Source organism: Mesorhizobium sp., assembly GCF_041661565.1.
Taxonomy (GTDB): domain Bacteria; phylum Pseudomonadota; class Alphaproteobacteria; order Rhizobiales; family Rhizobiaceae; genus Mesorhizobium.
The window spans coordinates 1-22,751 of record NZ_JBAZUD010000049.1; the positions used below are offsets into that span (position 1 = coordinate 1).

At 63.2% G+C, this 22,751-nt stretch carries 23 protein-coding genes and 1 other RNA gene; 10 read left to right on the forward strand and 14 right to left on the reverse strand.

Going from position 1 to position 22,751, the window contains the following annotated elements:
* Window positions 1-360: 360 nt before the first annotated feature.
* A complete protein-coding gene (locus WC739_RS11115) occupies window positions 361-1,503 on the forward strand; it encodes a hypothetical protein (protein ID WP_372953080.1) in 1,143 nt (380 codons plus the stop codon).
* Window positions 1,504-1,533: 30 nt separating this feature from the next.
* On the opposite strand, the gene WC739_RS11120 is transcribed toward WC739_RS11115, so the two are convergent.
* A complete protein-coding gene (locus WC739_RS11120) occupies window positions 1,534-3,135 on the reverse strand; it encodes a cisplatin damage response ATP-dependent DNA ligase (protein WP_372953081.1) in 1,602 nt (533 codons plus the stop codon).
* A gap of 4 nt (window positions 3,136-3,139) precedes the next feature.
* Complete coding sequence (locus WC739_RS11125; RefSeq protein WP_372953082.1) at window positions 3,140-4,147, reverse strand: ligase-associated DNA damage response exonuclease; 1,008 nt, start codon at window positions 4,145-4,147, stop codon at window positions 3,140-3,142.
* Between the two features lie 105 nt (window positions 4,148-4,252).
* On the opposite strand from WC739_RS11125, the gene WC739_RS11130 reads away from it, so the two are divergent.
* Window positions 4,253-5,170, forward strand: coding sequence for a class I SAM-dependent methyltransferase (locus tag WC739_RS11130; protein WP_372953083.1), 918 nt, complete (start codon window positions 4,253-4,255; stop codon window positions 5,168-5,170).
* Between the two features lie 104 nt (window positions 5,171-5,274).
* The gene (locus WC739_RS11135; RefSeq protein WP_372953084.1) at window positions 5,275-5,634 is read left to right on the forward strand and encodes a hypothetical protein; all 360 of its coding nucleotides are present in this window, start codon (window positions 5,275-5,277) and stop codon (window positions 5,632-5,634) included.
* A gap of 92 nt (window positions 5,635-5,726) precedes the next feature.
* Here WC739_RS11135 and WC739_RS11140 read toward each other — a convergent pair whose 3' ends face one another.
* The 6 genes from WC739_RS11140 to WC739_RS11165 are packed head-to-tail and all read right to left on the reverse strand — an operon-like array spanning window position 5,727 to window position 14,342.
* Window positions 5,727-6,668 (reverse strand): 2-hydroxyacid dehydrogenase, encoded by a 942-nt coding sequence (locus tag WC739_RS11140; protein WP_372953085.1) that lies wholly within the window; start codon window positions 6,666-6,668, stop codon window positions 5,727-5,729.
* A 27-nt stretch (window positions 6,669-6,695) separates the two neighbouring features.
* A complete protein-coding gene (locus WC739_RS11145) occupies window positions 6,696-8,324 on the reverse strand; it encodes an ABC transporter ATP-binding protein (RefSeq protein WP_372953086.1) in 1,629 nt (542 codons plus the stop codon).
* Complete coding sequence (locus tag WC739_RS11150) at window positions 8,321-9,460, reverse strand: ABC transporter permease (RefSeq protein WP_372953087.1); 1,140 nt, start codon at window positions 9,458-9,460, stop codon at window positions 8,321-8,323. The genes WC739_RS11145 and WC739_RS11150 overlap by 4 nt, the downstream gene beginning before the upstream one ends.
* Window positions 9,460-10,557, reverse strand: coding sequence for a microcin C ABC transporter permease YejB (locus tag WC739_RS11155; RefSeq protein WP_372953088.1), 1,098 nt, complete (start codon window positions 10,555-10,557; stop codon window positions 9,460-9,462). Before WC739_RS11155 ends, WC739_RS11150 begins: the two co-directional genes overlap by 1 nt.
* 30 nt (window positions 10,558-10,587) lie before the next feature.
* The gene (locus WC739_RS11160) at window positions 10,588-12,450 is read right to left on the reverse strand and encodes an extracellular solute-binding protein (RefSeq protein ID WP_372953089.1); all 1,863 of its coding nucleotides are present in this window, start codon (window positions 12,448-12,450) and stop codon (window positions 10,588-10,590) included.
* Window positions 12,451-12,464: 14 nt separating this feature from the next.
* Window positions 12,465-14,342: an extracellular solute-binding protein gene (locus WC739_RS11165; RefSeq protein WP_372953090.1), complete on the reverse strand. Its 1,878-nt coding sequence runs from the start codon at window positions 14,340-14,342 to the stop codon at window positions 12,465-12,467.
* Here WC739_RS11165 and WC739_RS11170 point away from each other — a divergent pair.
* Window positions 14,341-14,499: a hypothetical protein gene (locus tag WC739_RS11170; protein WP_372953091.1), complete on the forward strand. Its 159-nt coding sequence runs from the start codon at window positions 14,341-14,343 to the stop codon at window positions 14,497-14,499. The two genes, WC739_RS11165 and WC739_RS11170, sit on opposite strands and share 2 nt — an antisense overlap.
* Window positions 14,500-14,509: 10 nt before the next feature.
* Here the strand turns inward: WC739_RS11170 and WC739_RS11175 are convergent, their stop codons facing one another.
* On the reverse strand, window positions 14,510-15,202 hold the full coding sequence (locus WC739_RS11175; protein ID WP_372953092.1) for a cytochrome c family protein: 693 nt from the start codon (window positions 15,200-15,202) through the stop codon (window positions 14,510-14,512).
* 191 nt (window positions 15,203-15,393) lie between these two features.
* On the opposite strand from WC739_RS11175, the gene WC739_RS11180 reads away from it, so the two are divergent.
* Together WC739_RS11180 and WC739_RS11185 are read left to right on the forward strand one after the other, a co-directional pair.
* Window positions 15,394-16,122 carry a 3-deoxy-manno-octulosonate cytidylyltransferase gene (locus tag WC739_RS11180; RefSeq protein ID WP_372953093.1) on the forward strand — a complete coding sequence of 243 codons (729 nt, stop codon included), beginning with the start codon at window positions 15,394-15,396 and terminating at the stop codon, window positions 16,120-16,122.
* 9 nt (window positions 16,123-16,131) lie between these two features.
* A complete protein-coding gene (locus WC739_RS11185; protein ID WP_372953094.1) occupies window positions 16,132-16,995 on the forward strand; it encodes a prephenate dehydratase in 864 nt (287 codons plus the stop codon).
* 44 nt (window positions 16,996-17,039) lie between these two features.
* Here WC739_RS11185 and WC739_RS11190 read toward each other — a convergent pair whose 3' ends face one another.
* The 5 genes from WC739_RS11190 to WC739_RS11210 all read right to left on the reverse strand — a co-directional run bounded on the left by WC739_RS11190 (window position 17,040) and on the right by WC739_RS11210 (window position 19,631).
* Window positions 17,040-17,465, reverse strand: a complete 426-nt coding sequence (locus WC739_RS11190; protein WP_372953095.1) for a type II toxin-antitoxin system VapC family toxin — start codon at window positions 17,463-17,465, stop codon at window positions 17,040-17,042.
* The gene (locus tag WC739_RS11195) at window positions 17,465-17,716 is read right to left on the reverse strand and encodes a type II toxin-antitoxin system Phd/YefM family antitoxin (RefSeq protein WP_372953096.1); all 252 of its coding nucleotides are present in this window, start codon (window positions 17,714-17,716) and stop codon (window positions 17,465-17,467) included. Before WC739_RS11195 ends, WC739_RS11190 begins: the two co-directional genes overlap by 1 nt.
* 159 nt (window positions 17,717-17,875) lie before the next feature.
* Window positions 17,876-18,181, reverse strand: a complete 306-nt coding sequence (locus tag WC739_RS11200) for a Dabb family protein (RefSeq protein WP_224665309.1) — start codon at window positions 18,179-18,181, stop codon at window positions 17,876-17,878.
* Window positions 18,182-18,215: 34 nt separating this feature from the next.
* Window positions 18,216-19,160 carry an NAD(+) diphosphatase gene (nudC, locus tag WC739_RS11205; protein WP_372953097.1) on the reverse strand — a complete coding sequence of 315 codons (945 nt, stop codon included), beginning with the start codon at window positions 19,158-19,160 and terminating at the stop codon, window positions 18,216-18,218.
* A 51-nt stretch (window positions 19,161-19,211) separates the two neighbouring features.
* Window positions 19,212-19,631 (reverse strand): HIT domain-containing protein, encoded by a 420-nt coding sequence (locus tag WC739_RS11210; protein WP_372953098.1) that lies wholly within the window; start codon window positions 19,629-19,631, stop codon window positions 19,212-19,214.
* 134 nt (window positions 19,632-19,765) lie between these two features.
* Here WC739_RS11210 and ffs point away from each other — a divergent pair.
* The 4 genes from ffs to WC739_RS11230 all read left to right on the forward strand — a co-directional run bounded on the left by ffs (window position 19,766) and on the right by WC739_RS11230 (window position 22,640).
* Window positions 19,766-19,862, forward strand: an RNA gene (gene ffs, locus WC739_RS11215) — signal recognition particle sRNA small type.
* A 105-nt stretch (window positions 19,863-19,967) separates the two neighbouring features.
* Complete coding sequence (locus WC739_RS11220; RefSeq protein WP_372953099.1) at window positions 19,968-21,809, forward strand: DNA polymerase III subunit gamma/tau; 1,842 nt, start codon at window positions 19,968-19,970, stop codon at window positions 21,807-21,809.
* Between the two features lie 29 nt (window positions 21,810-21,838).
* A complete protein-coding gene (locus tag WC739_RS11225) occupies window positions 21,839-22,162 on the forward strand; it encodes a YbaB/EbfC family nucleoid-associated protein (protein WP_372953100.1) in 324 nt (107 codons plus the stop codon).
* Window positions 22,163-22,232: 70 nt separating this feature from the next.
* Window positions 22,233-22,640: a hypothetical protein gene (locus WC739_RS11230; protein ID WP_372953101.1), complete on the forward strand. Its 408-nt coding sequence runs from the start codon at window positions 22,233-22,235 to the stop codon at window positions 22,638-22,640.
* Window positions 22,641-22,751: the final 111 nt, after the last annotated feature.

Below are 22,751 nucleotides of genomic sequence, written 5' to 3' on the forward strand. Positions count from 1 at the left end.
GCTCTACCAACTGAGCTAAAGCGGCCCGGGAGGCCAAGGTCTCCAGGATGCGGTGGGTGATAGCCTCAACCGGCGGCGAATTCAAGATGCGACGTGGCAATTCATGCGGCGCCTGTTCAGCCAAGGAGATGGCGGCTTGGCGTCGTTCGCCGCTTCGCGGGCGGGCTGACATTTCGGCCGCGCTGGCCTGGTCTTGTCGGGTGGAAATCGATGAAACACGCTGATTTCGTTGCGCAACGTTGCCGGAATGGACTTTGCACGCCCTCTCGCGGCAGAATGCGGGCGCTCGCCCGTTGATTGATTGGTCGCCTGCGGCTAACGATCATGGCCAAGGTTACGCGAACGGACAGAGGGACTCGCTTGGACGCGATCGAAACAGCGATCCGGAACGCCTTGGAGAAGGGCAATGCCGAGGACCGCGCGTTCCGCGAACGGGTCTATCGCTCGGCCTTCGCCGCACTCGACCGCGCGCTCCAGGCCAATCCCGGCGTGACCGTGGAAGTCGCCATCAAGCGGCGCAAGGCGGTACAGGCGAAAATCACCGAAATCGAATCCGAGTTCCTGCCGGCGGTGGCCGATGCCGGTGCGCCGGGCGATGCCCCGGTGGTCGAAGTACGGACCGGCGCCCCGCCGGCCGGGACCGGCCAGCGGACAGCTTCACCCGAAGTCTTCGCGGACGGCGCGGTGGGGCCCGACTCCGATGAGCCGCACTCGCGCGTGCTGCCTGTCGTTCCAGACATCATGCCGAGCGCCACGCTGCCCGGCGCGCCTTCCATCGACATGTCGGCCTCCGGCTATGCCGGCGCCGCGACGGACGTGGCGCCCGATCGCGATGAACGGCGCGTAAAGGGTCGTCGCCTGCCGCTGACCGCCATCTTCCTGACCGTGACGCTGCTTGCCGCTATCGGCATCGGCCTGTTTTTCGCCGCCCAGACCGGCGTTTTCAAGACGCAGGCGCAACTCGACACCGCACCGCCCCAAGCGCCTCCGACAGTCGATGACGACGATTTCACGCCGGCCGACGGCGATGCCGGGCCGGCAAAGCCCGGCGCCGCCGACCAGTCGCGCGACTGGATCAGCGTGTTTTCCCCGGCCGACCCGACGCATGTCAGCGCGCCGTCGGATGCCAAGGCCGAGGTGATGAAGGACGACACCGGGTCGTTCCTGCGTATCCGCTCGGGCACTTCGGGTTCTGCGATCAGCTTCGATGTCGGGCAGGGCGTGCTGGAGAAACTCGCCGGCAAGCATGCCGTGTTCGATATCGTCGCCCGTTCCGAGGAAGGCAAGGAGACGCAGCTTTCCGTCGATTGCAATTTCGGCGAGCTGGGCGACTGCGGCCGCAAGCGCTATGCCGTCGGCCAGCAGCGCAACGAATATCTGTTCGACGTGCGCTTTCCCGACAAACGTCCGGGCGCGGCTGGCACGATCGCCATCAATTCCGACTTTGACAACCAGGGCAAGGCGGCCGACATCTACGAGATTCGCGTCTCCGTCGAGCCGTAGGGCAGCCGCCCGGCACGCTACCTGGCGAGATCAGCGATCAAGCAGCGCCCGCAGCGTCTCGATACGGTCGGCTTCGTTGGCCGGCTTGTCCCAGCGCAGCCGTGACACACGGGGAAAGCGCATGGCGACACCGGATTTGTGCCGGGTCGACCGGTTGAGTCCTTCGAATGCGACTTCCAGCACCAGGCCATTGTCGCGGTCGGCCCGTACCGAGCGCACCGGCCCGAAGCGTTCGACCGTGTTGTCGCGCACATATTTGTCGATCTGCTTCAGTTCTTCGTCGGTGAAGCCGAAATAGGCCTTGCCGACCGGTACCAGCTCTTCCTCGCCCTCCGGGCCGGACCAGACGCCGAACGTGTAGTCGGAATAGAAGCTCGAGCGCTTGCCGTGGCCACGCTGCGCGTACATCAACACGGCGTCCACCGTGTGCGGGTCGCGTTTCCATTTGAACCACGGGCCTTTCGGCCGGCCGGCGACATAGGGCGAATCCCAGCGCTTCAGCATCACCCCTTCGATGATCGGATGCGGCGGTGCCCGGCGCAGATCTTCCAGCATGTGCCAATCGGTGAAGTCGACGAAGGGCGACAGGTCGAAGCGGCTGGGATCGAGTGTCTTCATGAAGGTCTCGAGGCGGCCGCGCCGTTCGCGAAACGGCAGCGCGCGCAAATCCTGATCGCCGATCTGCAGCAGATCATAGCAGCGCATGAAGGCTGGATATTGCTGCTGCATCCTAGGCGTCACCGTCTTGCGGTTCAGCCTTTGCTGAAGATCCGAGAAGGTGCCTGTCGCCTGCCTGGGATCGCCGACCAGCAACTCGCCATCCAGCGTGGCGGAAAAATGCATCGCGTCGGCGAGATCGGGAAAGGCGCCGGAGACGTCGTCGCCGGTGCGCGAATACAGCCGGCGGACGCCGCCCTCGGCCACCCCTTGCACCCGGATGCCGTCCCATTTCCATTCGGCCGCATAATCCGCCGGCTCGAGCTTTTCGAGGTCGCCGTCGCCGACCGGATTCGACAGCATCACCGGCCTGAACAAGGCGAATGCCGTGTTGCGCGGCTTTTCGGCCTTGCCCTCGAGCCACGCGAACAGTGCCATGTAAGGCGCCGACAGCCCGTGCCAGAGTTCCTCGATCTCGGCGACGTCGACCTGGCCGAAATCCGCCAGCGCCTGTTTGGCCAGCCGTGCCGAGACGCCGATGCGCAGGCCGCCGGTGACCAGCTTGATGATGGCGAAGCGCGCCGAGATGCCGGCGCTGTCGAGCAGCCCCGCCAGCACCTTCGGACCGTCGGAACGGCTGGCCGCCTGAAGTTTCGCCACGACCTCGCCAAGCGTCGGGTCGCGGTTGGGGATATGCCCCGGCGATGGCGGCCAGACCAGCGACACCGTCTCGGCGAGATCGCCGACATAGTCGTAGGAATAGCCGAACAGCACCGGGTCCATGCGTTCGGTGACCAGGCTGCGCAGCATGGCCGGCTTGACCGCGGCAATGTTGAGTTCGCCGGTGATGGCGGCCAGCGCCAGGCCGCGATCGGGGTCTTCGACAGTGCGGAAATAGTCGGTCAGCAAGGTCAGCTTGCCGTTGCGAGACGGCGTCAGCACCAGGCGGTCGAGAAGCTCGGCGAAGCGGTTCATGCCATCAGTCGCCTTCGTCCTCGTAGCCAACCAGATGCAACGGCTTGGCAGTGATGCCCTCGAGTTCGCACCAGCGCACCAGGGCCTCCTCGCGGCCATGCGTCACCCAGATCTCCCCGGCCCCGGTCTCATGGATGGTGGCGATCAGCTCGTCCCAGTCGGCATGGTCGGAGATGATCAGCGGCAGTTCGACGCCGCCTTGCTTGGCGCGCTGGCGGATGCGCATCCAGCCGGAGGCAAAGCATGAAATCGGATCGGGAAAGCGCCGCGCCCAGCGATCGGCGAAAGCCGATGGCGGGCCTACGACAATGGCGCCGGCGAAGTCACCCTTGCCGCCATCCACGGTTGCCGGTTCGAGAATCCCCAGATCGATACCCTGGCCTTGATAATATTCGCTGAGCCTGGCCAGCGCGCCATGGATATAGATCGGCCGGTCGTAGCCGGCGTCGCGCAGCAACCGCATCACCCGCTGCGCCTTGCCGAGCGCATAGGCGCCGACCAGATGCGAGCGTTCGGGAAACTGGTCAACCGATTTCAACAGGCGCGCGATCTCTTCCGTATCCGGCGGATGGCGAAACACCGGCAGGCCGAAAGTCGCCTCGGTGATGAACACGTCGCAGGCCACAGGTTCGAACGGGGCACAGGTAGCATCCCGGCGACGCTTGTAGTCACCGGAGGCGACGATGCGGATGCCCTGGTGCTGGACGGCGATCTGCGCCGAGCCCAGCACGTGCCCCGCCGGGTGGAAGCTGACCTTGACGCCGTTCAAATCGATCGTCTCGCCCAGCCTTGCGGCCTGTGTCGACGCCGCGAAGTCCTCGCCGTAGCGCAGGCCCATGATGTCCAGCGTCTGCTTCGTCGCCAGCACCGAGCCATGCCCGGAACGCGCGTGGTCGGAATGCCCATGCGTGATGAGCGCGCGATTCACCGGCCGCACCGGGTCGATGAAGAAATCGCCTGGCGGGCAATAGAGGCCCTCGGGCCGGGGATGAAGCAGGTCGCTGGCGCGCATGAGCTCAAGATAGGATATAATTCCGGCGCGGGAAGGCTGTTGTCAGAGACTGCTGACTCCCGCATAGAGCATGGCCGGCTCGATCCGCCGGCAGGGCCCGTCACAATGAAACCGCTTCAGACCTCGTCGGGCGACCTGAACGCCGACCGCCGGGCCGACTATGCCGAGATGCTTCATGCGGACGGCGATCACGCACAGGCGGCTGAACTTCTGCTTGGCGCGCTGGAACTGGTGCCGCGATGGGCGATCGGCTGGTTTCGCCTGGGCGAGTTTCAGGAATCGGCCGGCGCGCTGGAGCTGGCGGCGCAGGCCTGGACGATGGCGCTGAAGCTCGATCCGGCGGATCGTCAGGGCGCCGCGCTCAAGCTGCAACTGATCGGCATGGCGCCGGCGACAAGTGGGCCGCCCAGTGCCTTCGTCGAGGCGCTGTTCGACCACTATGCCGACAGCTTCGATGAATCGCTGGTCGACAAACTCGGCTATCGCGTGCCTGAGCTGCTCGACCGGGCCATACGAACGGCAAGGCCTGGCCGCTTCCGGCTCGCGCTTGATCTCGGCTGCGGCACCGGCCTGATGGGGCAAAGGCTGCGCCCGATCGCCGATCGGCTCGAGGGATATGACATTTCGGCGGGAATGCTCAGGCGCGCTCGGGCCAAGGGCGTCTATGATGCCGTCGCCAAGGCCGACCTGCGCGACTTTTGCCATGCCGGCCCGAAAGCCGACCTGGTCACGGTCGCCGATGTCTTCATCTATGTCGGCGCGCTCGGCCACATGATGAAAATGATCGCTGGCCTGCTGCCCGAGGACGGCCTGTTCGCCTTTTCGGTCGAGAGGCTGGACGGCGATGGCGAGTTTGTCTTGCAGCCGTCGCGCCGCTATGCGCATTCGGAACGCTATGTCAGGGAGGTGCTGGCGGCCAACGGGTTTTCGATCCTGTCGCTGGAAAGCACCGTCATCCGGCAGGACCGCCGGGAACCCGTCCATGGGTTGGTCATTGTGGCGGTCAGGGTGCCGGACGCTTGAGGCCGGGCTTTTAGTTCGGGCGATAGGATGCCCGTGCTGCGAAAAAGCCCGAATCGCGTGCGGGGTGATGCAGGGCGCTGGATATCTGGAAAGGGACACATGCGATGCGCTGGAACCTGATTGTCTTGGCAGCCTGCCTGGCGACCGCTGGCTGCGTCGGCAATTCGATGTCCGAGCGACAGGACGACAACGTGCTGTCCTCGTTGCGCTACGACAGCGTTCCCTGCGATCAGCTGCTGGCACAGCGCGACGGGTTGGCGCAGCAATACAACCTCTCGACGCAGGTCAAGCCGACCTTTTCCAACCCCGCCATGGGGTTCGGCCCGTTCACGCCGGACATGCGCTCGCAAAGCCAGCGCGACATCGACAGGGCGACCGGCGAAATCGACGCCATGAACCGGTCGATCGATCGCCGCGACTGCGGCAAGCCGGACGAGCAGAAGAAGTTGGCCCTGCCTGGCTGACGCGGACAGCCGCCTTTTCGGTCACGCCGTATCGGACAGGCGGGAAAGCCGCACACTTTTCCTGGAATTGCTCGAAGGTGACGAGGTGCCGCTTAATAGCCCGCCTTGCGATCGACCAGATTGTCCAGCTTTTCGCCGCGTTCGAAAGCCTCCATCTGGCGCAGCATGATCGGCGCCAGGTGGACCGGGTCGGAGGTGGCCGCCGCGTGCGGCGTCACGAACACCTTGGGATGGCTCCACAGCGGGCTGGTCTTCGGCAGCGGCTCGACCTCGAACACGTCGAGGCTCGCCTCTTTCAGCGTGCCGTCATCCAGCGCCCGCACGATATCGGCGTCCTTCTGCAGGCGGCCGCGCCCGGCATTGATCAGCACCGAGCCGCCGAGCCCGTTGCGCTTCCGCAATTCCTTCAGCACGCCGTAATTGATGATGCCCTGTGTGTCGGGGGTCAGCGGCAACAGCACGACCAGTATGTCGGTGGCGTTGAGGAACGGAATCAGTCCTGCCTCGCCCGCATAGGTGGAAACGCCTTGCATCGGCCGGTCGCTGCGCGACCAGCCATTGACGGCGAAGCCAAGCGACAGCAGCACCGAGGCCGCCGCGCGTCCCAGATTGCCGAGGCCCATAATGCCCACGGAAATGTCGCCGGCCGGTCTTTGCTGCGGCTCGTGCCAGATCTTTTTCGGCTGCTGCGACCGGTAGAGCAGGCCCTGGCGGTGATGGTCGAGCACGCGCCAGACAACATATTCGGTCATGTACTGGGTCAGATTGTCGGCAACGACCCTGACGATCGGCACGTCGGGCAGGCCGGGATCGGCGAAAATATGGTCGACGCCGGCGCCGATCGAGAAGATGGCGCGCAGATTGGGCAGTGACGACAACAGGTTCGGCTTCTGTTTCCACACCACCGCATAGGTGATCGACGGGTCGCTGGCGCCATTCGGCTCCAGCACGACCTCACGCTCGGCCGACAACAGGTCGCGCCAGCGCTGCGGATGAAAGCCGGTGACGGCAAGCAGGATACGGCCTTTTTCCATTGCAGTCTTATGGTCCCTCTTATGCACTCACTGGCTGACGATGCCGACCGGCGCCGTCTCGATCTTGAACGCTGCCGAGATCAGCGCCCGAGTATAGTCGGTTTGCGGATTTTCGAAAATCTGCCGGGAAGGGCCGGCTTCGACGATCTTGCCGTTGCGCATGACGATGACGTCGTTGGCGAGCGCGCGGATGACCCTGAGGTCATGGCTGATGAAGAGGTAGGCGAGGTCGTGCTTGGCCTGCAGATCGCGCAGCAGGTCGACGACCTGCGCCTGCACGCTCATGTCGAGCGCCGATGTCGGCTCGTCCAGCATGACGAAGCGAGGGTTGAGCACCATGGCGCGCGCGATGGCGACGCGCTGGCGCTGGCCACCGGAAAACTCGTGCGGGTAGCGGTTGCGGGTCGCCGGCTCGAGGCCGACCTCCTTCAGCACGGCGACCACCTTGTCATCGCGCTCGTCGGGCGACAGCTTCGGCTCGTGGATCTTCAGTCCTTCCTCGATGATCTCGGCGATCGACATGCGCGGGCTGAGGGAACCGAAAGGATCCTGGAAGACGATTTGCAACTCGCGCCTGAGTGGCCGCATGGCGTCGAAGGAGAGATCGTTGATGTCGCGTCCGTTGAACTGGATCGATCCGGTCGACGAGATCATGCGCGCCAGCGCCAGGCCGAGCGTTGTCTTGCCCGAGCCGGACTCGCCGACCACGCCGAGCGTCTGGCCGGCGCGCACGGTGACGTCGATGCCGTCGACCGCCTTCACATTGTCGACGGTGGTTCGGAAGAAGCCCTTCTTGATCGGGAACCAGACCTTGATGTCCCTGCCGGTCATGACCGGCTTGGCATCGGCGTTGGCGGCCGGCGGCTTGCCCTTGGGTTCGGCCGCCAGCAAATGCTTGGTATAAGCGTGCTGCGGGTTGGCGAAGATGTCCTTGGTTGGTCCGGCTTCCACGATCTTGCCCTTGGTCATCACGCAGACCCGGTCGGCGATCTTGCGCACGATGCCGAGATCATGGGTGATGAACAGCATCGACATGCCCTTGCGGCTTTTCAAGCCGGCCAGCAGTTCGAGGATCTGCGCCTGCACGGTGACGTCGAGCGCCGTGGTCGGCTCGTCGGCGATCAGCAGTTCTGGTTCGTTGGCCAGCGCCATAGCGATCATGACGCGCTGGCGCTGGCCGCCGGAGAGCTGGTGCGGATAGGCATCGAGGCGTTTTTCCGGCTCGCGGATACCCACTTCGTTGAGCAAGGCCAACGTGCGCGCCTTGGCCTGGCGGTCGGCCATGCCCTGATGCAGCTTCAGGATCTCGACAATCTGGTGCTCGATCGTGTGCAGCGGATTGAGCGAGGTCATCGGCTCCTGGAAGATCATGGTGATCTTGTTGCCGCGCACTTGCCGCAACTGCCTCTCGTTCATGGCCAGCAGGTCGGCACCTTCGAAAAGGATCTTTCCCGAAGGGTGGCTGGCCGTCGGATAGGGCAGCAGCTTCAGCACCGACAGCGCCGACACCGATTTGCCGGAGCCGGACTCGCCGACCAGCGCCACCGTCTCGCCCTTGGCGAGATCGAAGGAAATGTGGTCGACCGCTATCGATTGGTTGCCGCCTTGCGTGAAGGCAACGCTGAGATCGCGCACAGAGAGGAGGGGTTCGCTCATCTGAACGCCTTGCGCGGATCGAAGGCATCGCGCGCGGCCTCGCCGATGAACACCAGCAGGGACAGCATCAGCGAGACGACGACGAAGCCGGAAATACCGAGCCATGGCGCGTTCAAATTGCTTTGCGCCTGTTTCATGAGTTCGCCCAGCGACGGCGAGCCCGGAGGCAGGCCGAAGCCGAGATAGTCGAGCGAGGTCAGCATCGAGATCGAACCACTGGTCAGGAACGGCAGGAAGGTCAGCGTCGCCACCATGGCATTGGGCAACAGATGCCGGAACATGATCGTGCGGTTGGGCACGCCGAGCGCCCGTGCCGCGTTGACATATTCGAAATTGCGGGCGCGCAGGAATTCGGCCCGCACCACCCCGACCAGCGCCACCCAGGAGAAGACCAGCATCAGGCCAAGCAGGATGAAGAAGCCGGGAGGCAGGATGGCGGAGACGATGAGCAGCAGATAGAGCACCGGGATCGCCGACCAAATCTCGATGAAGCGCTGAAACAGAAGATCGGTCCAGCCGCCGAAATAGCCTTGCATGGCTCCGGCGGCGACGCCAATCAGCGACGAGCCGGCGGTCAGGATCAGGCCGAACAGCACCGAGATCCGGAAACCATAGATGAGCCGCGCCAGCACGTCGCGGGCCTGGTCGTCGGTGCCCAGCCAGTTCCAGTTGCCGACGATGCAGTCGGGATCGGCCGCCCCTTGCGGATATTGGCTGCAGCGCTTGTCCGCATCATATTGCCAGGACGGCTTTGCAGGGGCGGCATCGGGGATCGCGTTGTTGACGGTCCGGTAGGAATAGCGGATCGGCGGCCAGATCATCCAGCCATTGGCGTTGATCTCGTCCCGGATCACCGGATCGCGATAATCGGTCACCGCATAGAAGCCGCCGAATTTCTCCTCCGGGTAGGCGACCAGCACCGGAAACAGGATCTCGCCCTTGTAGGAGACGAGGATCGGCTTGTCATTGGCGATCCATTCGGAAAACAGCGACAGGCCGAACAGGACGAGGAAGATCCAGAGCGACCAGTAGCCGCGCCGGTTGGCCTTGAAATTCTGCCAGCGCCGGTGGTTCAGCGGCGACAACCAGGGCCGTCTGGCGCGTCCCGGCGTGTTCTCGATAGCGGCTTCGGACATCAAATGTCTCTCCGCTCGAAATCGATGCGCGGATCGACCCAGGTGTACATCAGGTCGGACAGCAATCCGACAAACAGCCCAAGCAGCGAGAAGATGTAGAGATTGGCGAAGACCACCGGATAATCGCGCGCCAACACCGACTTGAAGCCGAGCAGGCCAAGGCCGTCGAGCGAAAAGATGTTCTCGATCAGCAGCGATCCGGTGAAGAAGGCCGAGATGAAGGCGCCGGGAAAGCCGGCGATGACGATCAGCATGGCGTTGCGGAAGACGTGGCCGTAGAGCACCTTGCGCTCCGACAGGCCTTTGGCGCGCGCCGTCACCACATATTGCTTGCGGATTTCCTCCAGGAAGGAATTCTTGGTGAGCAGCGTCGTCGTGGCGAAGGCCGACAGCACAAGCGCCGTCAGCGGCAACGTCATGTGCCAGATATAGTCGATGATCCTGTCCGGCCAGGACAACTGGTCCCAATTGTCCGAGACGATGCCGCGCAATGGGAACCAGTCCCAGAACGAGCCGCCGGCAAACAGCACCATGAGCAGGATGCCGAACAGGAAGCCCGGAATGGCATAGCCGATGATGACGACGCCGCTGGTCCACATGTCGAACGCCGATCCATCCTTGACAGCCTTGCGGATGCCAAGCGGGATCGAGATCATGTAGGACAGGAGGGTGATCCAGATGCCGAGCGAGATCGACACAGGCATTTTTTCGAGGATCAGGTCGAGCACCGATATGTCGCGGAAGTAGCTGTCGCCGAAATCGAACCGGATATAGTTCCACAGCATCATGCCGAAGCGTTCGAGCGGCGGCTTGTCGAACCCGAACTGCTTCTCCAGCTTCTTGATGAATTCGGGGTCGAGACCCTGGGCACCGCGATATTTCGAGCCGATATCGCCGGCGGCATCGAAATTGGCGCCGGCGCCGGCGTCGCCGCCACCGCTGCCGAGGCGATCGCTGCCGCCCTGGTTGGTCAGACTGGCAATCACCTGCTCGACCGGACCGCCGGGCGCGAACTGGATCACGGCAAAGGAGATCGCCATGATGCCGAACAGCGTCGGGATCATCAGCAGGATGCGTCGCAGTATATAGGCGCCCATCAGCCCGCCAATCCTGCACGAACGGTCATGTCAGGCTTTGCCAATTCTTGCCGCCTTGTCCTTGTCGACCCACCACAGCGCTTCGACCGGAAAGTCGAAATCGGGTTTTCGTTCGGGAAAGCCGAACATGTCCCAATAGGCGCTTCGGTGATTCGCCAGGAACCAACTTGGAATCCAATCGCGCCGTGCACGCAAGACCCGGTCGAGCGCGCGCATGGCAATAGTCAGGCTTTCGCGATCCTTGGCGGCGCCGGCGGCATCGACAAGGGCATCGATGGCCGGGCTTGATGTTCCCGGCAGATTGCGCGTGCCAGACAGGGTCGCGGTTCGCGAGTGGAAAAAGGTTTCGAGGTCGTCACGGGTTGGAGTCGCCGGAAAGCGGGCGGCAACCGAGATAAGATCATAGTCGAACAAATTCTGCCGCTGCTGATACTGCGCGGCGTCGACCAGGCGGATCGAGGCATCGATGCCAACCGCCTTCATGTTTTCCACCCAGGGCGAATATACCTGCTCGAAGACCTCGTCATCGATAAGAAACTCCGCCGACAGCCGAGCGCCCTTGTCGTTCACGACGAAATTGCCGGAGCGTTTCCAGCCGGCGTCGGCCAGGAGCTTGGCCGCCTTGCCAAGCAGCCGGCGGTCGCGGCCGGAGCCGTTCGAGACGTCCTGCGTGACGGCTTCGCCAAAAGCCTCGGGCGGAATTCGGTCCCGTAGCGGTTCGAGCAAGGCAAGCTCTTGTGGCGACGGGACGCCGTCGGCGCGAAAATCGGATTGCTCGAAGCAGGATTGCGAGCGCTCATAGGAGCCGTAAAAGAAATTGCGCCGCGTCCATTCGAAGTCGAAGCAGAGCCCGATCGCCTGCCGCACGCGCGGGTCGCGGAATTGCTCGCGCCGGTGGTTGACGGCGGTGGCCTGCATGGAAGGCATCGTTTCGGCCGGAAATTCGCGCTTCACCACCTTGCCGGCGGTGAAAGCAGGGAAGTCGTAGCCCGTCGCCCAGACACGCGACACGAATTCCTCCTTGTAGAGGATCTCTCCCTTCTTGAACGCTTCGAAGGCAACGCTGCGGTCCTGGTAGAACTCGACACGAATGCGCTGGAAATTGTTCTGGCCGCGGTTGATCGGCAGATCGTTGCCCCAATAATTCGCCACACGCTCATATTCGATCCAGGTTCCTGCCGACCAGCGACCGACCTTGTAGGCGCCGGAGCCGAGCGGCGGGTTCATCTGCGAGGAATCGAACGGATTGGCCGTATAGAAAGCCTTCGACAGGATCGGAAACGCAACGACGTTGAGGATGGTGCGGGTTGTCTGCTTGCCTGAGAAGACGAGTTTGAACGTTTGGGCATCGACGGCGATCGCGTCGTCCAGATGCGTCAGTGGCAGCGAATAGTCCGGATGGCCCTTGTCCTTCAACAGTTTGAAGGTGAAGGCGGCATCCTCGGCCGTCAGCGGCGTGCCGTCGTGGAAACGCGCCTGCGGACGCAGCGAGAAGGTGAAGCTGTTGCGGTCGTCTGAAATCGTCACCCCGTCAGCGATCAGCCCGTAGACGGCGTCAGGTTCGTCGAACGCCCTGACCATCAGCGCATCGAAGCACAGCTCCATGCGCTGCGGCGAATCGCCTTTGGGAACGAACGAATTCAGCGTGTTGAAGGTCAGCGGCGTCTGGTTGGAGCCCCAGTTGCGCGGCAGGAAGTTGAACGTGCCGCCTTGCGGCGCATCGACATTGACATAGTCGAGATGCGTGAAGTCCGGCTTGTATTTGAGATCGCCGAAGGCCGACAGCCCGTGCAGCTTTGCGCCGGTCGGGCTGGCGGCGAAAGACTTGCCCGGCAACAGCGCGGCGGCGGTTGCCGCGGCGCCGAGCGCCAGGAAGTCGCGACGAGGAAGCATCGGCTCATGCCCCATCAATCGCCACCTTTGTATTTGGCCGCGAGCGCCTTCTCCTTTTCGGGTTCGATCCACCAGGAATCGATATCGGCGCCGCGGTAGCTCGGCTGCTTGTCGGGAATGCCGAACTTGTTCCAGTAAGCCAGCCACACCACCGCCCGGTAGTATTGTGGCACGACATAATAGTTCCACAGCAGGACCCGGTCGAGCGCATGGGTGACGGCCACCAGATCGTCGCGGTCGGTGGCGAAGATGATGCGGTCGACAAGGGCGTCGACGACTGGATCCTTGATGCCGGAATAGTTCCGCGATCCCGGTGTGTCGGCGGCCTTCGAGCTCCAGAAATCGCGTTGCTCGTTGCCGGGCGAGTCCGATTGCTGCAGCATGTTGGTGATGACGTCGTAATCGAAATTGTTGACGCGGTTGATGTACTGGCTCTGGTCGACGATGCGCAACGTCACATCGACGCCGATCTTGCGCAGATTGGCGATGTAGGTGCCGGAAAGGACTTGGTCCGTCTCGCTCGAGCCGATGATCTCGAACTTGAACGGCGCCCCGGTCTTGGCGTTGACCATCTTGCCGCCCTTGATCACCCAGCCGGCCTTGGCGAACAGATCGACCGCCTGCCTCAGATATTTGCGCTCGGCTTGCGGCGTGTCATAGACCGGCAGCTTGAACTCCTGGGTGAAAAGCTCGGGCGGCAGCTTGTCGCGGTATTTTTCCAGGATTTCCAGTTCCTTGCCCTTCGGCAGCCCGCTCGATGCCAGCTCCGTGCCCTGGAAGTAACTGCTGGTACGGGTGTTGAAGCCGAAGAACAGCGTCCGGTTCATCGTCTCGAAATCATACGCACTGGTCAGTGCCTCGCGTACCAGGCGATCCTGGAACAGCGGACGCCTCTGGTTGAGCATGAAGGCCTGCATCGGCTCCGGCGAGCTGGTCTTGAATTCCTGCTTGATCACGTCGCCGGCCTTGATCGCCGGGAAATCATAGAACGTCGCCCATTTCTTCGAGCTGTTTTCCGGCTTGATATCGTCGAGCCCGCCCTTCTTGAACGCTTGCCAGGCGGCATTGTCGTCAAGAATGTAGGTGAAGCGCTGGGTGTCGAAATTCTCGCGGCCGATCTTCACCGGCAGCTTGGCGGCCCAATAATCGGGCACGCGCTGCCAGACGATCTCCGAGCCCGGCTTGAAGCTGGCAATCTTGTAGGCAGCCGAGCCAAGCGGCGGCTCCAGCGTCCCCCTGGTGATGTCGCGTTTCCTGCCGTTGGCGTCGGTGCCTTCCCACCAATGCTTGGGCAGAACGACAAGGTCGCCAAGGATCTTGGGCAGCTCGCGGTTGCCCTTCTGGCTGAAATGGAATTCGACCTCGCGGTCGGAGATCGCCACCGCTTCCGTGACGTTCTCGAAATAGCGGCTGTACATCGGGCTGTTCGCCTTCAGCACCTGGAACGACCAGATCACGTCGTCGACGGTGATCGGCTGCCCGTCATGCCACTTCGCGCGCGGGTCCAGCCGGTAGGTCGCCGAGGAATAGTCGCCCGGATACTTGTAGGCGTCGGCAATCAGCGGGTGGCTGACGCTGCCTTCGTCGGTCGCCTGGTCCATCAGCGTGTCGTAGAGCAGGCCGCCGCCGAACGGAAGGAAGCCGGCGGCCGGCGCGCCCTGCACGATGTAGGGATTGAAGCTGTCGAATGTCCCCTGGACGACGGAGTTGTAGGTGCCGCCCTTGGGCGCAGCGGGGTTGACGTAGTCGTAGTGCTGGAAATTGTCGCCGTATTTGGAGACGCCAATCAGCGATGAGGTGGTTCGCCATTCGTCGGCCTGGGTGGCGTGCAATCCTGCCGCCAGAAGGGCGGCCGCCAGCATCGACTCGAGAAGCGTTCGGCCAACATTCATGCACAATCCTCTTCGCGATGCTGACAGATCAAGCCAGAGCCGCAATCTAAATGATTTGGCGCCGGTGAAAACCGCCATGCGCGGCTTTGTCGCCGCGCTTGCAATTCTCCTAAACAAAAAAGCCGGGCTGAACCCGGCTTTTTCAAGATCGTCGTGAAGATACCGGGTTATTTTGCCGGTGCAGCCGGATCCGCTGGCTTGGCGGGTGCGGCAGCGTCGGCCGGCTTTGCCGGTGCGGCACCTTCAGCCGGCTTTGCCGGAGCGGCGGCATCTGCCGGCTTGGCGGGCGCGGTTGCGTCGGCGGCTGCTCCCGGCGCCGGCAGCGGCTTCGGACTGTCCGACAGGGTGCGCAGATAGGCGATGACGTTGGCGCGGTCCTCGTCCTTGGGCAGGCCGGCGAAGCCCATGGCCGTGCCTTTCACGAACTTCTTCGGCGAGGTGATGAAGTGGTTCAAATTGTCGTAGGTCCACTTCTCGGCGCCGCCCTTGGAGAATTCCTTCATGCCGGCCGAGTAGGCGAAGCCTTCATGTTCGGCCACGGGGCGATCGACGATGTCCCAGAGATCGGGACCGACCTTGTTCGGGCCGCCCTTTTCGCCGGAATGACAGGCCTGGCACTTCTTGAACACGGCGGCGCCCGCCTCGGCATTGGCGGTCGCCAGCAGGTCGGCGATCGGCTTGGCTTCGGCGGCGGGAGCAGCCGGGCCGCCTTCGGCTGGCTCGGTGGCCTCGATGGCGAAGCCGGGCTTTTCCGGGGCCGGCGAGGCAAACAGCGCGTTGGACACCAGGCCGACCGAGAACACGATGAAAACAGTTCCGAGCAATCCGGCGAGCAGTTTGTTGACTTCGTTGGAATCCATACGCCCCTTGCTCCCTTTTCCGGCGGACGGGTCCGTCCACTCCGTCCGTCGGTATCGTGACCAGCTTTTGAAAGCCGTCAAATCGGGCGGAAACTAGGTCTTTTGCTGCGGCGTTGCAACACCTATAAGGGCGCTTCCAGTGAGACCTTTTGCCACTTTTCCCTGTCCTCTTTGAGCGCCTTGCACCTCGCATGTCCACCTTGATCCTGATCCCGGCCCGCATGGCCTCGACTCGCCTGCCGGGCAAGCCGCTGGCCGACATCGCCGGAACGCCGATGATCGTTCATGTCGCCCGCCGCGCCAGCGAGGCCGGCCTCGGCCGGGTTGTGGTGGCAACCGACACGCAAAGCGTGGCCGATGCGGTCCGCGCGCATGGTTTCGAGGCGGTGATGACGCGCATGGACCACGAATCCGGTTCGGATCGGATTCACGAGGCGCTGGTCGCGCTCGACCCTGCCGGCGGGGTCGATACCATCGTCAATGTGCAAGGCGACTTGCCCACCATCGATCCGGACATCATCGCTGCATCGCTCAGGCCCTTTGAGAACGACGCCGTGGACATCGCCACGCTGGGCGTGGAGATCGTCCGCGACGAGGAAAAGACCAATCCGAACGTCGTCAAGATCGTCGGTTCGCCGCTCTCCGCCGGCCGGTTGCGGGCGCTTTATTTCACCCGCGCCACCGCGCCGTGGGGCGAGGGGCCGCTCTATCACCATGTCGGCCTCTACGCTTACCGCCGCGCCGCGCTCGAACGCTTCGTCGCGCTGAAGCCGTCGGCGCTGGAACGCCGTGAGCGGCTGGAACAGTTGCGGGCGCTTGAGGCGGGGATGCGCATCGATGCCGAGATCGTGCATTCGTTGCCACTCGGTGTCGACACGCCGCACGACCTTGAGCGCGCCAGACAAATTCTTTCCAACTGAGACGTCAGCATGCCTGAAAAGACCAACAGAATATCCTTCCAGGGCGAGCCGGGGGCAAACTCAGACACCGCGTCCCGCAACGTCTATCCCTCGATGGAGCCGTTGCCGTGTCCGACCTTCGAGGATGCGTTCAACGCGGTCGAGACCGGCAAGGCCGATCTCGCCATGATCCCGATCGAGAACACCATCGCCGGGCGCGTCGCCGACATCCATCATTTGCTGCCGGAATCGAAGCTGCACATCGTCGCTGAATATTTCCTGCCGATCCATTTCCAGCTGATGGTGCTGCCCGGCGTCAAACGCGACGAGATCACGACCGTTCACAGCCATATCCACGCGCTCGGCCAGTGCCGAAAATACATCCGCAAGAACGGCTGGAAGGGGATCGTCGCCGGCGACACGGCTGGCGCCGCGAAAATGGTTTCCGAGGTCAAGGACCGAACCATGGCCGCGCTTGCGCCGGCACTGGCCGCGACGCTCTACGGGCTCGACATCATCGAAGAGAATGTCGAGGACACCGACAGCAACGTCACCCGCTTCGTCGTCCTGACCAAGAACAAGCAATGGGCGGAACGCCCCTCGGCCGGGGTCAAGATGATGACCACCTTCATCTTCCGCGTCCGCAACGTGCCGGCCGCGCTCTACAAGGCGATGGGCGGCTTCGCCACCAACGGCATCAATATGACCAAGCTGGAGAGCTACCAGCTCGGCGCTTTCACGGCGACGCTGTTCTATGCCGACATCGAAGGCCATCCGGACGATCCGCTGGTCAAGCTGGCGCTTGAGGAACTTCGCTTCTTCTCGCGCGAGGTGCGTATCCTCGGCGTCTATCCGGCCAGCGAGTCGCGCGAACAGTGGAAGGTGGCGGATTAGCGCATATCGCCCGTTGGAGGTAAGAATGCGCTTTAAACGAAAGTCTACGCCTTGATATCCCACGGATTGACCAGAGTTACTCCTGTTCCCTCGAAATCGCCAATGTTGCGCGTCACCAGCGTCATCCGGCGGGTGAAGGCCGTGGCCGCGATATAGGCGTCATTGATCGGTTTCGGATTGGGCACATGCCATTGTGCCGCCTGAACGGCCGCTGCTTCGTCAAGCGGCAAGATTCGACCGGAAAATGTTGTGAGAACCGCGTTTTCCAACCAATTGCGCAGCACTTTGCCGGCAACGGCATCATGGTGTTCCACCAGCCTTACGCCAATCTCCAATTCGTGCAGGACTACCGACGAAATGAAGGTTTCGGCAGGATCGACGGTTTCGTTCCAGAGCACGACATTGGGATGCGCCCTACCGCTCGATACCTTTCGCAGTTCAGACACGACATTGGTATCGAGCAGCAGCATCAGGACAGGTCTACCGGCCGGGCACGTTCCGTGCGGGGCGGAAGCGGCAAGTCAACATCCCCCGCCTTCGGTGCAGCCAGCATGTCACCGAGCGACCGCGCTTTACCGGTGAGCCGTTTATACTCATCGAACGACAAGAGGACGTGCGCCGGCCGTCCTCTGTCGGTGATGATAACGGGGCCGTCCTTGGCAGCGCGTTTTGCGCGGCCAAGATCCTGATTGAGTTCGCGACCCGAAAGAGTGGTGATCATACTGGCTCTCAGATTGTGGTTACGTAACCACAATTAATCTGTTTGAGCCGGAAATGCAACTTTGAGCGCATGAATGACAACCCATCGTACGCCGACGATGGGTTGCCCGCCTTGTTGGGAATCCCATGGTGCTTACGGTTGTTCGACCACGGCTTGCGCTTAAATCACCGCGCCAAGCGGCACGTAGTCGATCTCGAGAAATTTCTCGACTTCCGGGACCCAGCGATCGCGCACGAAGGCGACATGGTCTGGATGGTCGTTATACCTGGTGTAGGCGGCCTGGTCGGCGAACTCCATCGAGAAGCCGAACTGATAGTCGTTCTTGGGGCTGACTTGCCGCAGCTGTTCGAAATGCGTGACCCCCCTGATCGCCGAGAGGGCTTTCTTGGCGTCGACGAGGAACCGCTTTTCCTCCAGCGAGTGCGGCGCATGCTTCAGCGTGAAGATGACAGTGTGACGGATCATGTCCTGCTCCTGCGATTTTGACGGGTCGCGGTGATCATTCGCTGTCGACCCAGGCACGAATAAGGTGATGCGCGATCGCGCCTTTCGGGGGCGTGACCAGATTGCCGGGATGCTCCCTGTCGAGCATCAAACGAACCTCGTCGCGGGTGAACCAGCGGCAGTCCTCCAACTCGTTGAGATCGGCCTGGATATCGTCACTGAGCGGTTCGCCGAAGCAGCCGATCATCAGCGAATAGGGGAACGGCCAGGGCTGGCTGGCATGGTAGACGACCCGGCCTAATTGGATCCCAGCCTCCTCCAGCGTCTCGCGGCGCACCGCCGCCTCGATCGTCTCGCCCGGCTCGATGAAGCCCGCCAGCGCCGAATACATGCCCGGCGCGAAATGCCGGCCGCGGCCAAGCAGGCATTTCTCCCGCGTCGCCGTCAGCATGATGGCCACCGGATCGGTGCGGGGAAAATGCTCGGTGCCGCAATTGGGGCAATGGCGCTTGTAGCCGCCGGCCCGCATCTGCGATTGGGTGCCGCATTTGCTGCAGAAGCGATGGCTCGCATGCCAGGCGAGCAGGGCCGCGCCTTGCGCCATGGCGCCCGCGGCCGCCTCGTCGATCAGCCCTTGCATGTAGACCGAGCGGTAGTCGATCGCCTTGACGGTCTCCGGCAGTTGTTCGGCATCGATCGCGACCGGCACCGCCAGCACCGGTCCCTGTTCGGAAAAGCCGAGCAGGACGCCCTGGGCGAGCGAAGGCATGAAGGGCTCGCTCTCGGTGACGCCGAACCAGGGATGGAGCCCGCCGCCATCGTCGAGCTTCAGGTGAAGCCGCCCGGCGTTCATCAAAAGCAGGCGCGCCGTCGGCTCGGCGAGCGCCTTGTCGACCGAATCGTCGGCACGGTTCTCGGATTGCCGGTCGATCGTGTTGCCGGCAAAGCCGACAAACTGGCTCGGTTCGCGCAACGGCGCGTCAAACAGGCGAAAGCTCATGGGGACTCTGTTGATTGGGACGGACAATTCGGGATGATTACAGGGTGACGCTTATAGCGCCGCTCTTATGCTTTCGGCAAACCGGCGAAGATCGGAACCTTGATAGGGTTCTCGCAGGCCATGTCCCCAAACCGGGCCAGGCCAGGCGGCATCGCCTTCCGACCGCGCGACGACATGGACGTGCAGCTGGCGCACGATGTTGCCGAGCGCGCCGGAATTGATCTTGGTGCAGCCGGTCGCCTTCTTCAGTGCCTGCGCCACCATATTGGTCTCGAAGGTCAGCATCGCCTGGTCGAGCGGCGTCATGTCGTGGATTTCCTCCGCGCCCGGCCGCTGCGGCACCAGCAGCAACCACGGCCAGCGGCGGTCGTTCATCACCCGCAACTCGCACAGCCCAAGCCACATCAACTGCTCGCTGTCGGCCTCCAGCCGGGCATCCAGCGTGAATCCGGCCTTCAGGCCAGGCAGCATCGGCGTTTCCTCGGTTTTTCTTGGTTTCCTCGAACGGATGACGCTAGAGCGGAGGCGATAGGCCTGCAAGTGAATCATTGCACCCCGACGCAGCGCACTTGCATTTCATCGCGCAATTGCCGATATGGAAAGCGGGAGGTTGGTGGTGGACGATCCACTCGCCAACCGGGTCAGGTCCGGAAGGAAGCAGCCCTAACGAGCCCGGAACGGGTCATTGTTCCAGCCTCCCACCTCAACGGCCCCTCTCGCGACATTGACGACGCATTGCAGCGCGGGCGAGACTATGCGCAGGAATCGAACGCCTTCGGGCGCTGCCTTTTGGAGCTTTACGGGCGAATGAGCGAAGCCGGAAATTCGGGGGCTGCGGCCCCGGAGACAGGCAAAGCCGCTGCCTATCGCGTGCTGGCGCGCAAATATCGTCCGTCGAATTTCTCCGAACTGGTCGGCCAGGAGCCGATGGTGCGCACGCTCACCAACGCCTTTGCCACCGGCCGCATCGCGCAGGCCTGGATGCTGACCGGCGTGCGCGGCGTCGGCAAGACCACGACGGCGCGCATACTGGCGCGAGCCCTGAATTACAAAACCGCCGGTATGGACCAGCCTTCGGTCGATCTTGCCGTGCTGGGCGAGCACTGCCAGGCGATCATGGAAGGCCGCCATGTTGACGTCATCGAAATGGATGCCGCCTCGCACACCGGCATCGACGACATCAGGGACATCATCGAGCGCGTGCGTTACGCGCCGGTCTCGGCCCGCTACAAGGTCTACATCATCGACGAAGTGCACATGCTCTCCACGCAGGCCTTCAACGGCCTGCTGAAAACGCTGGAAGAGCCGCCGCCGCACGTCAAGTTCATCTTCGCCACCACCGAAATCCGCAAGGTTCCGATCACCGTCCTGTCGCGCTGCCAGCGCTTCGACTTGAGGCGCATCGATGCCGGCGCGCTGGTCGCGCACCTCTCTTCCATCTCGGGCAAGGAAGGCATCTCGGTCGACGACGAAGCGCTGGCGATGATCGCGCGCGCCGCCGAAGGCTCGGCCCGCGATTCGCTTTCCATCCTCGACCAGGCGATCGCGCACGGCGCTGGCGCGGTCAGCGCCGAGGCGGTGCGGGCGATGCTGGGGCTCGCCGACCGCGCCCGCATCGTCGACCTGTTCGAACATGTCATGAAGGGCGACGTCGCCGCCGCACTGGCCGAATTCCGCACCCAGTATGATACCGGTGCCGACCCGGCAGCGGTGCTGACCGATCTTGCCGAGTTCAACCATCTCGTCACCCGGCTGCGTTTCGTGCCGACGGCCGTGGAGGATGCCTCGCTGTCGCAGGACGAGCGGGACCGCGGCGCCGAATTCGCCAGGACGCTGTCGGTCAGGGTGCTGTCGCGGACATGGCAGATGCTGCTCAAGGGCATTCCCGAGGTCCAGTCATCCAACCGGCCGGTCAGCGCCGCGGAAATGGTGCTGATCCGGCTGGCGCACGCCGCCGACCTGCCGACGCTGGACGAGGCGTTGCGATCGATTGAAGGGGCGGGACCGGCGCAAAACGCCGCGCCGCGCCCGAATGGCACCCCCGCTGGTTCGGGCAACGGCACTGGCGGCGGGACCAGCGCGGTCGCGCAGACCCGCATGCCCGGCGGGTCGGGTGGCGCGCAGACCATGCGGCTGGTCGAGGCGTCGCCCATGACAGAGGCCACGCCAGCACCTGCCGCCTTCGTCGCTCCGCCGGAGCCGGTGGTGGAGGTGCAGTCGGCGCCGGTGAAGTCGCTGGCCGACATCGTTGCCCTCGCCGACGCCCAGCGCGACATGGCCTTCAAGGTGCTAGTCAAGCGCTGCATCCGTCTCGTCCGCATCGAGCCCGGGCGCATCGACGTCAGCCTGACCGACGATGCGCCCAAGATGCTGCTCAACGACCTGACGACCAAGCTGCGTGCCTGGACCGGACGCAGCTGGCTGGTCTCCTTGTCGAAAGAGCAGGGCGGCCAGACGCTGGCCGAAATGGAAGCGAGCAAGCGCGAGAACGCCTTTCTCGATGCCAGGAGCGATCCGACCGTGGCCGCGATCCTGTCGCGTTTTCCCGGCGCCAAGATCATCGACGTGCGCATTCCCGACGCGCCGGAAGCTGATGCGGGCGAGGCCGAAGTGCCGGTCGAACCGCCGGCTGACGACGACGACAACTGACCAGCCACGAATCCGCAAAGGACCCGACCATGAAAGATCTTCTCGGCCTGATGGGCAAGGCGAAGGAAATGCAGGCCAAGTTCCAAGCCATGCAGGATGAGATCGCGACGCTGGAGGCCGCCGGCCAGGCCGGCGGCGGCCTGGTCAATGTCATCCTAACCGGAAAATTCGAGATGAAGTCGCTGAAGATCGACCCGTCATTGTTCAAGGAGGACGATGTCGAGATCCTCGAGGATCTGATCCTCGCCGCTCACAACGACGCCAAGGCAAAGGTCGAGCAGATCATGCAGGAAAAGACCAAGACGCTGACCGCCGGGCTGCCGATCCCGCCGGGAATGAAACTGCCTTTTTGATCCAGGTCATCCCGACCTGCGTGATTTCGCGCGACGACATGCATAGCGTTGAATTCAGCGGCGGCATGCCATGACCGATGAGCCCTCCGAAAGACTGATCGAGCAGCGTGTGCGCAACAGGATCTTCGAGATCCTTGAAATCCTCGCGGATTGCGACGCCGGGGCCGATCTCGTCGGCATCAGGGGTTACTTCGACCTGTTCGAGGATTTCGTGCATCGCCCCTCGATCGAGTCAGGCATGTCAGCCCTGTCGAAGGACGAGCGCATGATCGTGCTGGAGATCGCGGATTTCCTGGAAGCGGCCGGCGAGTCCAGTGCCGATTTCACCAGGGTCGAGTTCATCGAGGGCGGCTGGCCGGAGCGGATCGGGCCCAAGGCGAGGGAAGCAAGGGCGTTGTTTCTGCGGCGCGGCCTGTTTTCCGAGACGTTCGAACAGGACGAGCCCGGACAGCGGGCCGACATTCCGGCGGAGCCATGACCGAGGTTTTGCCACGCAACTGTACCAGTTTGGCAACAGGGCCTTATTAATAACGGTTTAGCCATCATTTTGCCTGAAAGTGTCTCATTCTTGCCGCAGCCTGGGGGCGGG

What these genes read in the sequence shown, in the direction of transcription:
- WC739_RS11120 (WP_372953081.1), bottom strand. Translation starts at nt 3,135, where the DNA reads ATGAACCGCTTCGCCGAGCTTCTCGACCGCCTGGTGCTGACGCCGTCT.
- WC739_RS11125 (WP_372953082.1), bottom strand. Translation starts at nt 4,147, where the DNA reads ATGCGCGCCAGCGACCTGCTTCATCCCCGGCCCGAGGGCCTCTATTGC.
- WC739_RS11130 (WP_372953083.1), top strand. Translation starts at nt 4,253, where the DNA reads ATGAAACCGCTTCAGACCTCGTCGGGCGACCTGAACGCCGACCGCCGG.
- WC739_RS11135 (WP_372953084.1), top strand. Translation starts at nt 5,275, where the DNA reads ATGCGCTGGAACCTGATTGTCTTGGCAGCCTGCCTGGCGACCGCTGGC.
- WC739_RS11140 (WP_372953085.1), bottom strand. Translation starts at nt 6,668, where the DNA reads ATGGAAAAAGGCCGTATCCTGCTTGCCGTCACCGGCTTTCATCCGCAG.
- WC739_RS11145 (WP_372953086.1), bottom strand. Translation starts at nt 8,324, where the DNA reads ATGAGCGAACCCCTCCTCTCTGTGCGCGATCTCAGCGTTGCCTTCACG.
- WC739_RS11150 (WP_372953087.1), bottom strand. Translation starts at nt 9,460, where the DNA reads ATGTCCGAAGCCGCTATCGAGAACACGCCGGGACGCGCCAGACGGCCC.
- WC739_RS11155 (WP_372953088.1), bottom strand. Translation starts at nt 10,557, where the DNA reads ATGGGCGCCTATATACTGCGACGCATCCTGCTGATGATCCCGACGCTG.
- WC739_RS11160 (WP_372953089.1), bottom strand. Translation starts at nt 12,450, where the DNA reads ATGCTTCCTCGTCGCGACTTCCTGGCGCTCGGCGCCGCGGCAACCGCC.
- WC739_RS11170 (WP_372953091.1), top strand. Translation starts at nt 14,341, where the DNA reads ATGCACAATCCTCTTCGCGATGCTGACAGATCAAGCCAGAGCCGCAAT.
- WC739_RS11165 (WP_372953090.1), bottom strand. Translation starts at nt 14,342, where the DNA reads ATGAATGTTGGCCGAACGCTTCTCGAGTCGATGCTGGCGGCCGCCCTT.
- WC739_RS11175 (WP_372953092.1), bottom strand. Translation starts at nt 15,202, where the DNA reads ATGGATTCCAACGAAGTCAACAAACTGCTCGCCGGATTGCTCGGAACT.
- WC739_RS11180 (WP_372953093.1), top strand. Translation starts at nt 15,394, where the DNA reads ATGTCCACCTTGATCCTGATCCCGGCCCGCATGGCCTCGACTCGCCTG.
- WC739_RS11185 (WP_372953094.1), top strand. Translation starts at nt 16,132, where the DNA reads ATGCCTGAAAAGACCAACAGAATATCCTTCCAGGGCGAGCCGGGGGCA.
- WC739_RS11190 (WP_372953095.1), bottom strand. Translation starts at nt 17,465, where the DNA reads ATGCTGCTGCTCGATACCAATGTCGTGTCTGAACTGCGAAAGGTATCG.
- WC739_RS11195 (WP_372953096.1), bottom strand. Translation starts at nt 17,716, where the DNA reads ATGATCACCACTCTTTCGGGTCGCGAACTCAATCAGGATCTTGGCCGC.
- WC739_RS11200 (WP_224665309.1), bottom strand. Translation starts at nt 18,181, where the DNA reads ATGATCCGTCACACTGTCATCTTCACGCTGAAGCATGCGCCGCACTCG.
- nudC (WP_372953097.1), bottom strand. Translation starts at nt 19,160, where the DNA reads ATGAGCTTTCGCCTGTTTGACGCGCCGTTGCGCGAACCGAGCCAGTTT.
- WC739_RS11210 (WP_372953098.1), bottom strand. Translation starts at nt 19,631, where the DNA reads ATGCTGCCTGGCCTGAAGGCCGGATTCACGCTGGATGCCCGGCTGGAG.
- WC739_RS11220 (WP_372953099.1), top strand. Translation starts at nt 19,968, where the DNA reads ATGAGCGAAGCCGGAAATTCGGGGGCTGCGGCCCCGGAGACAGGCAAA.
- WC739_RS11225 (WP_372953100.1), top strand. Translation starts at nt 21,839, where the DNA reads ATGAAAGATCTTCTCGGCCTGATGGGCAAGGCGAAGGAAATGCAGGCC.
- WC739_RS11230 (WP_372953101.1), top strand. Translation starts at nt 22,233, where the DNA reads ATGACCGATGAGCCCTCCGAAAGACTGATCGAGCAGCGTGTGCGCAAC.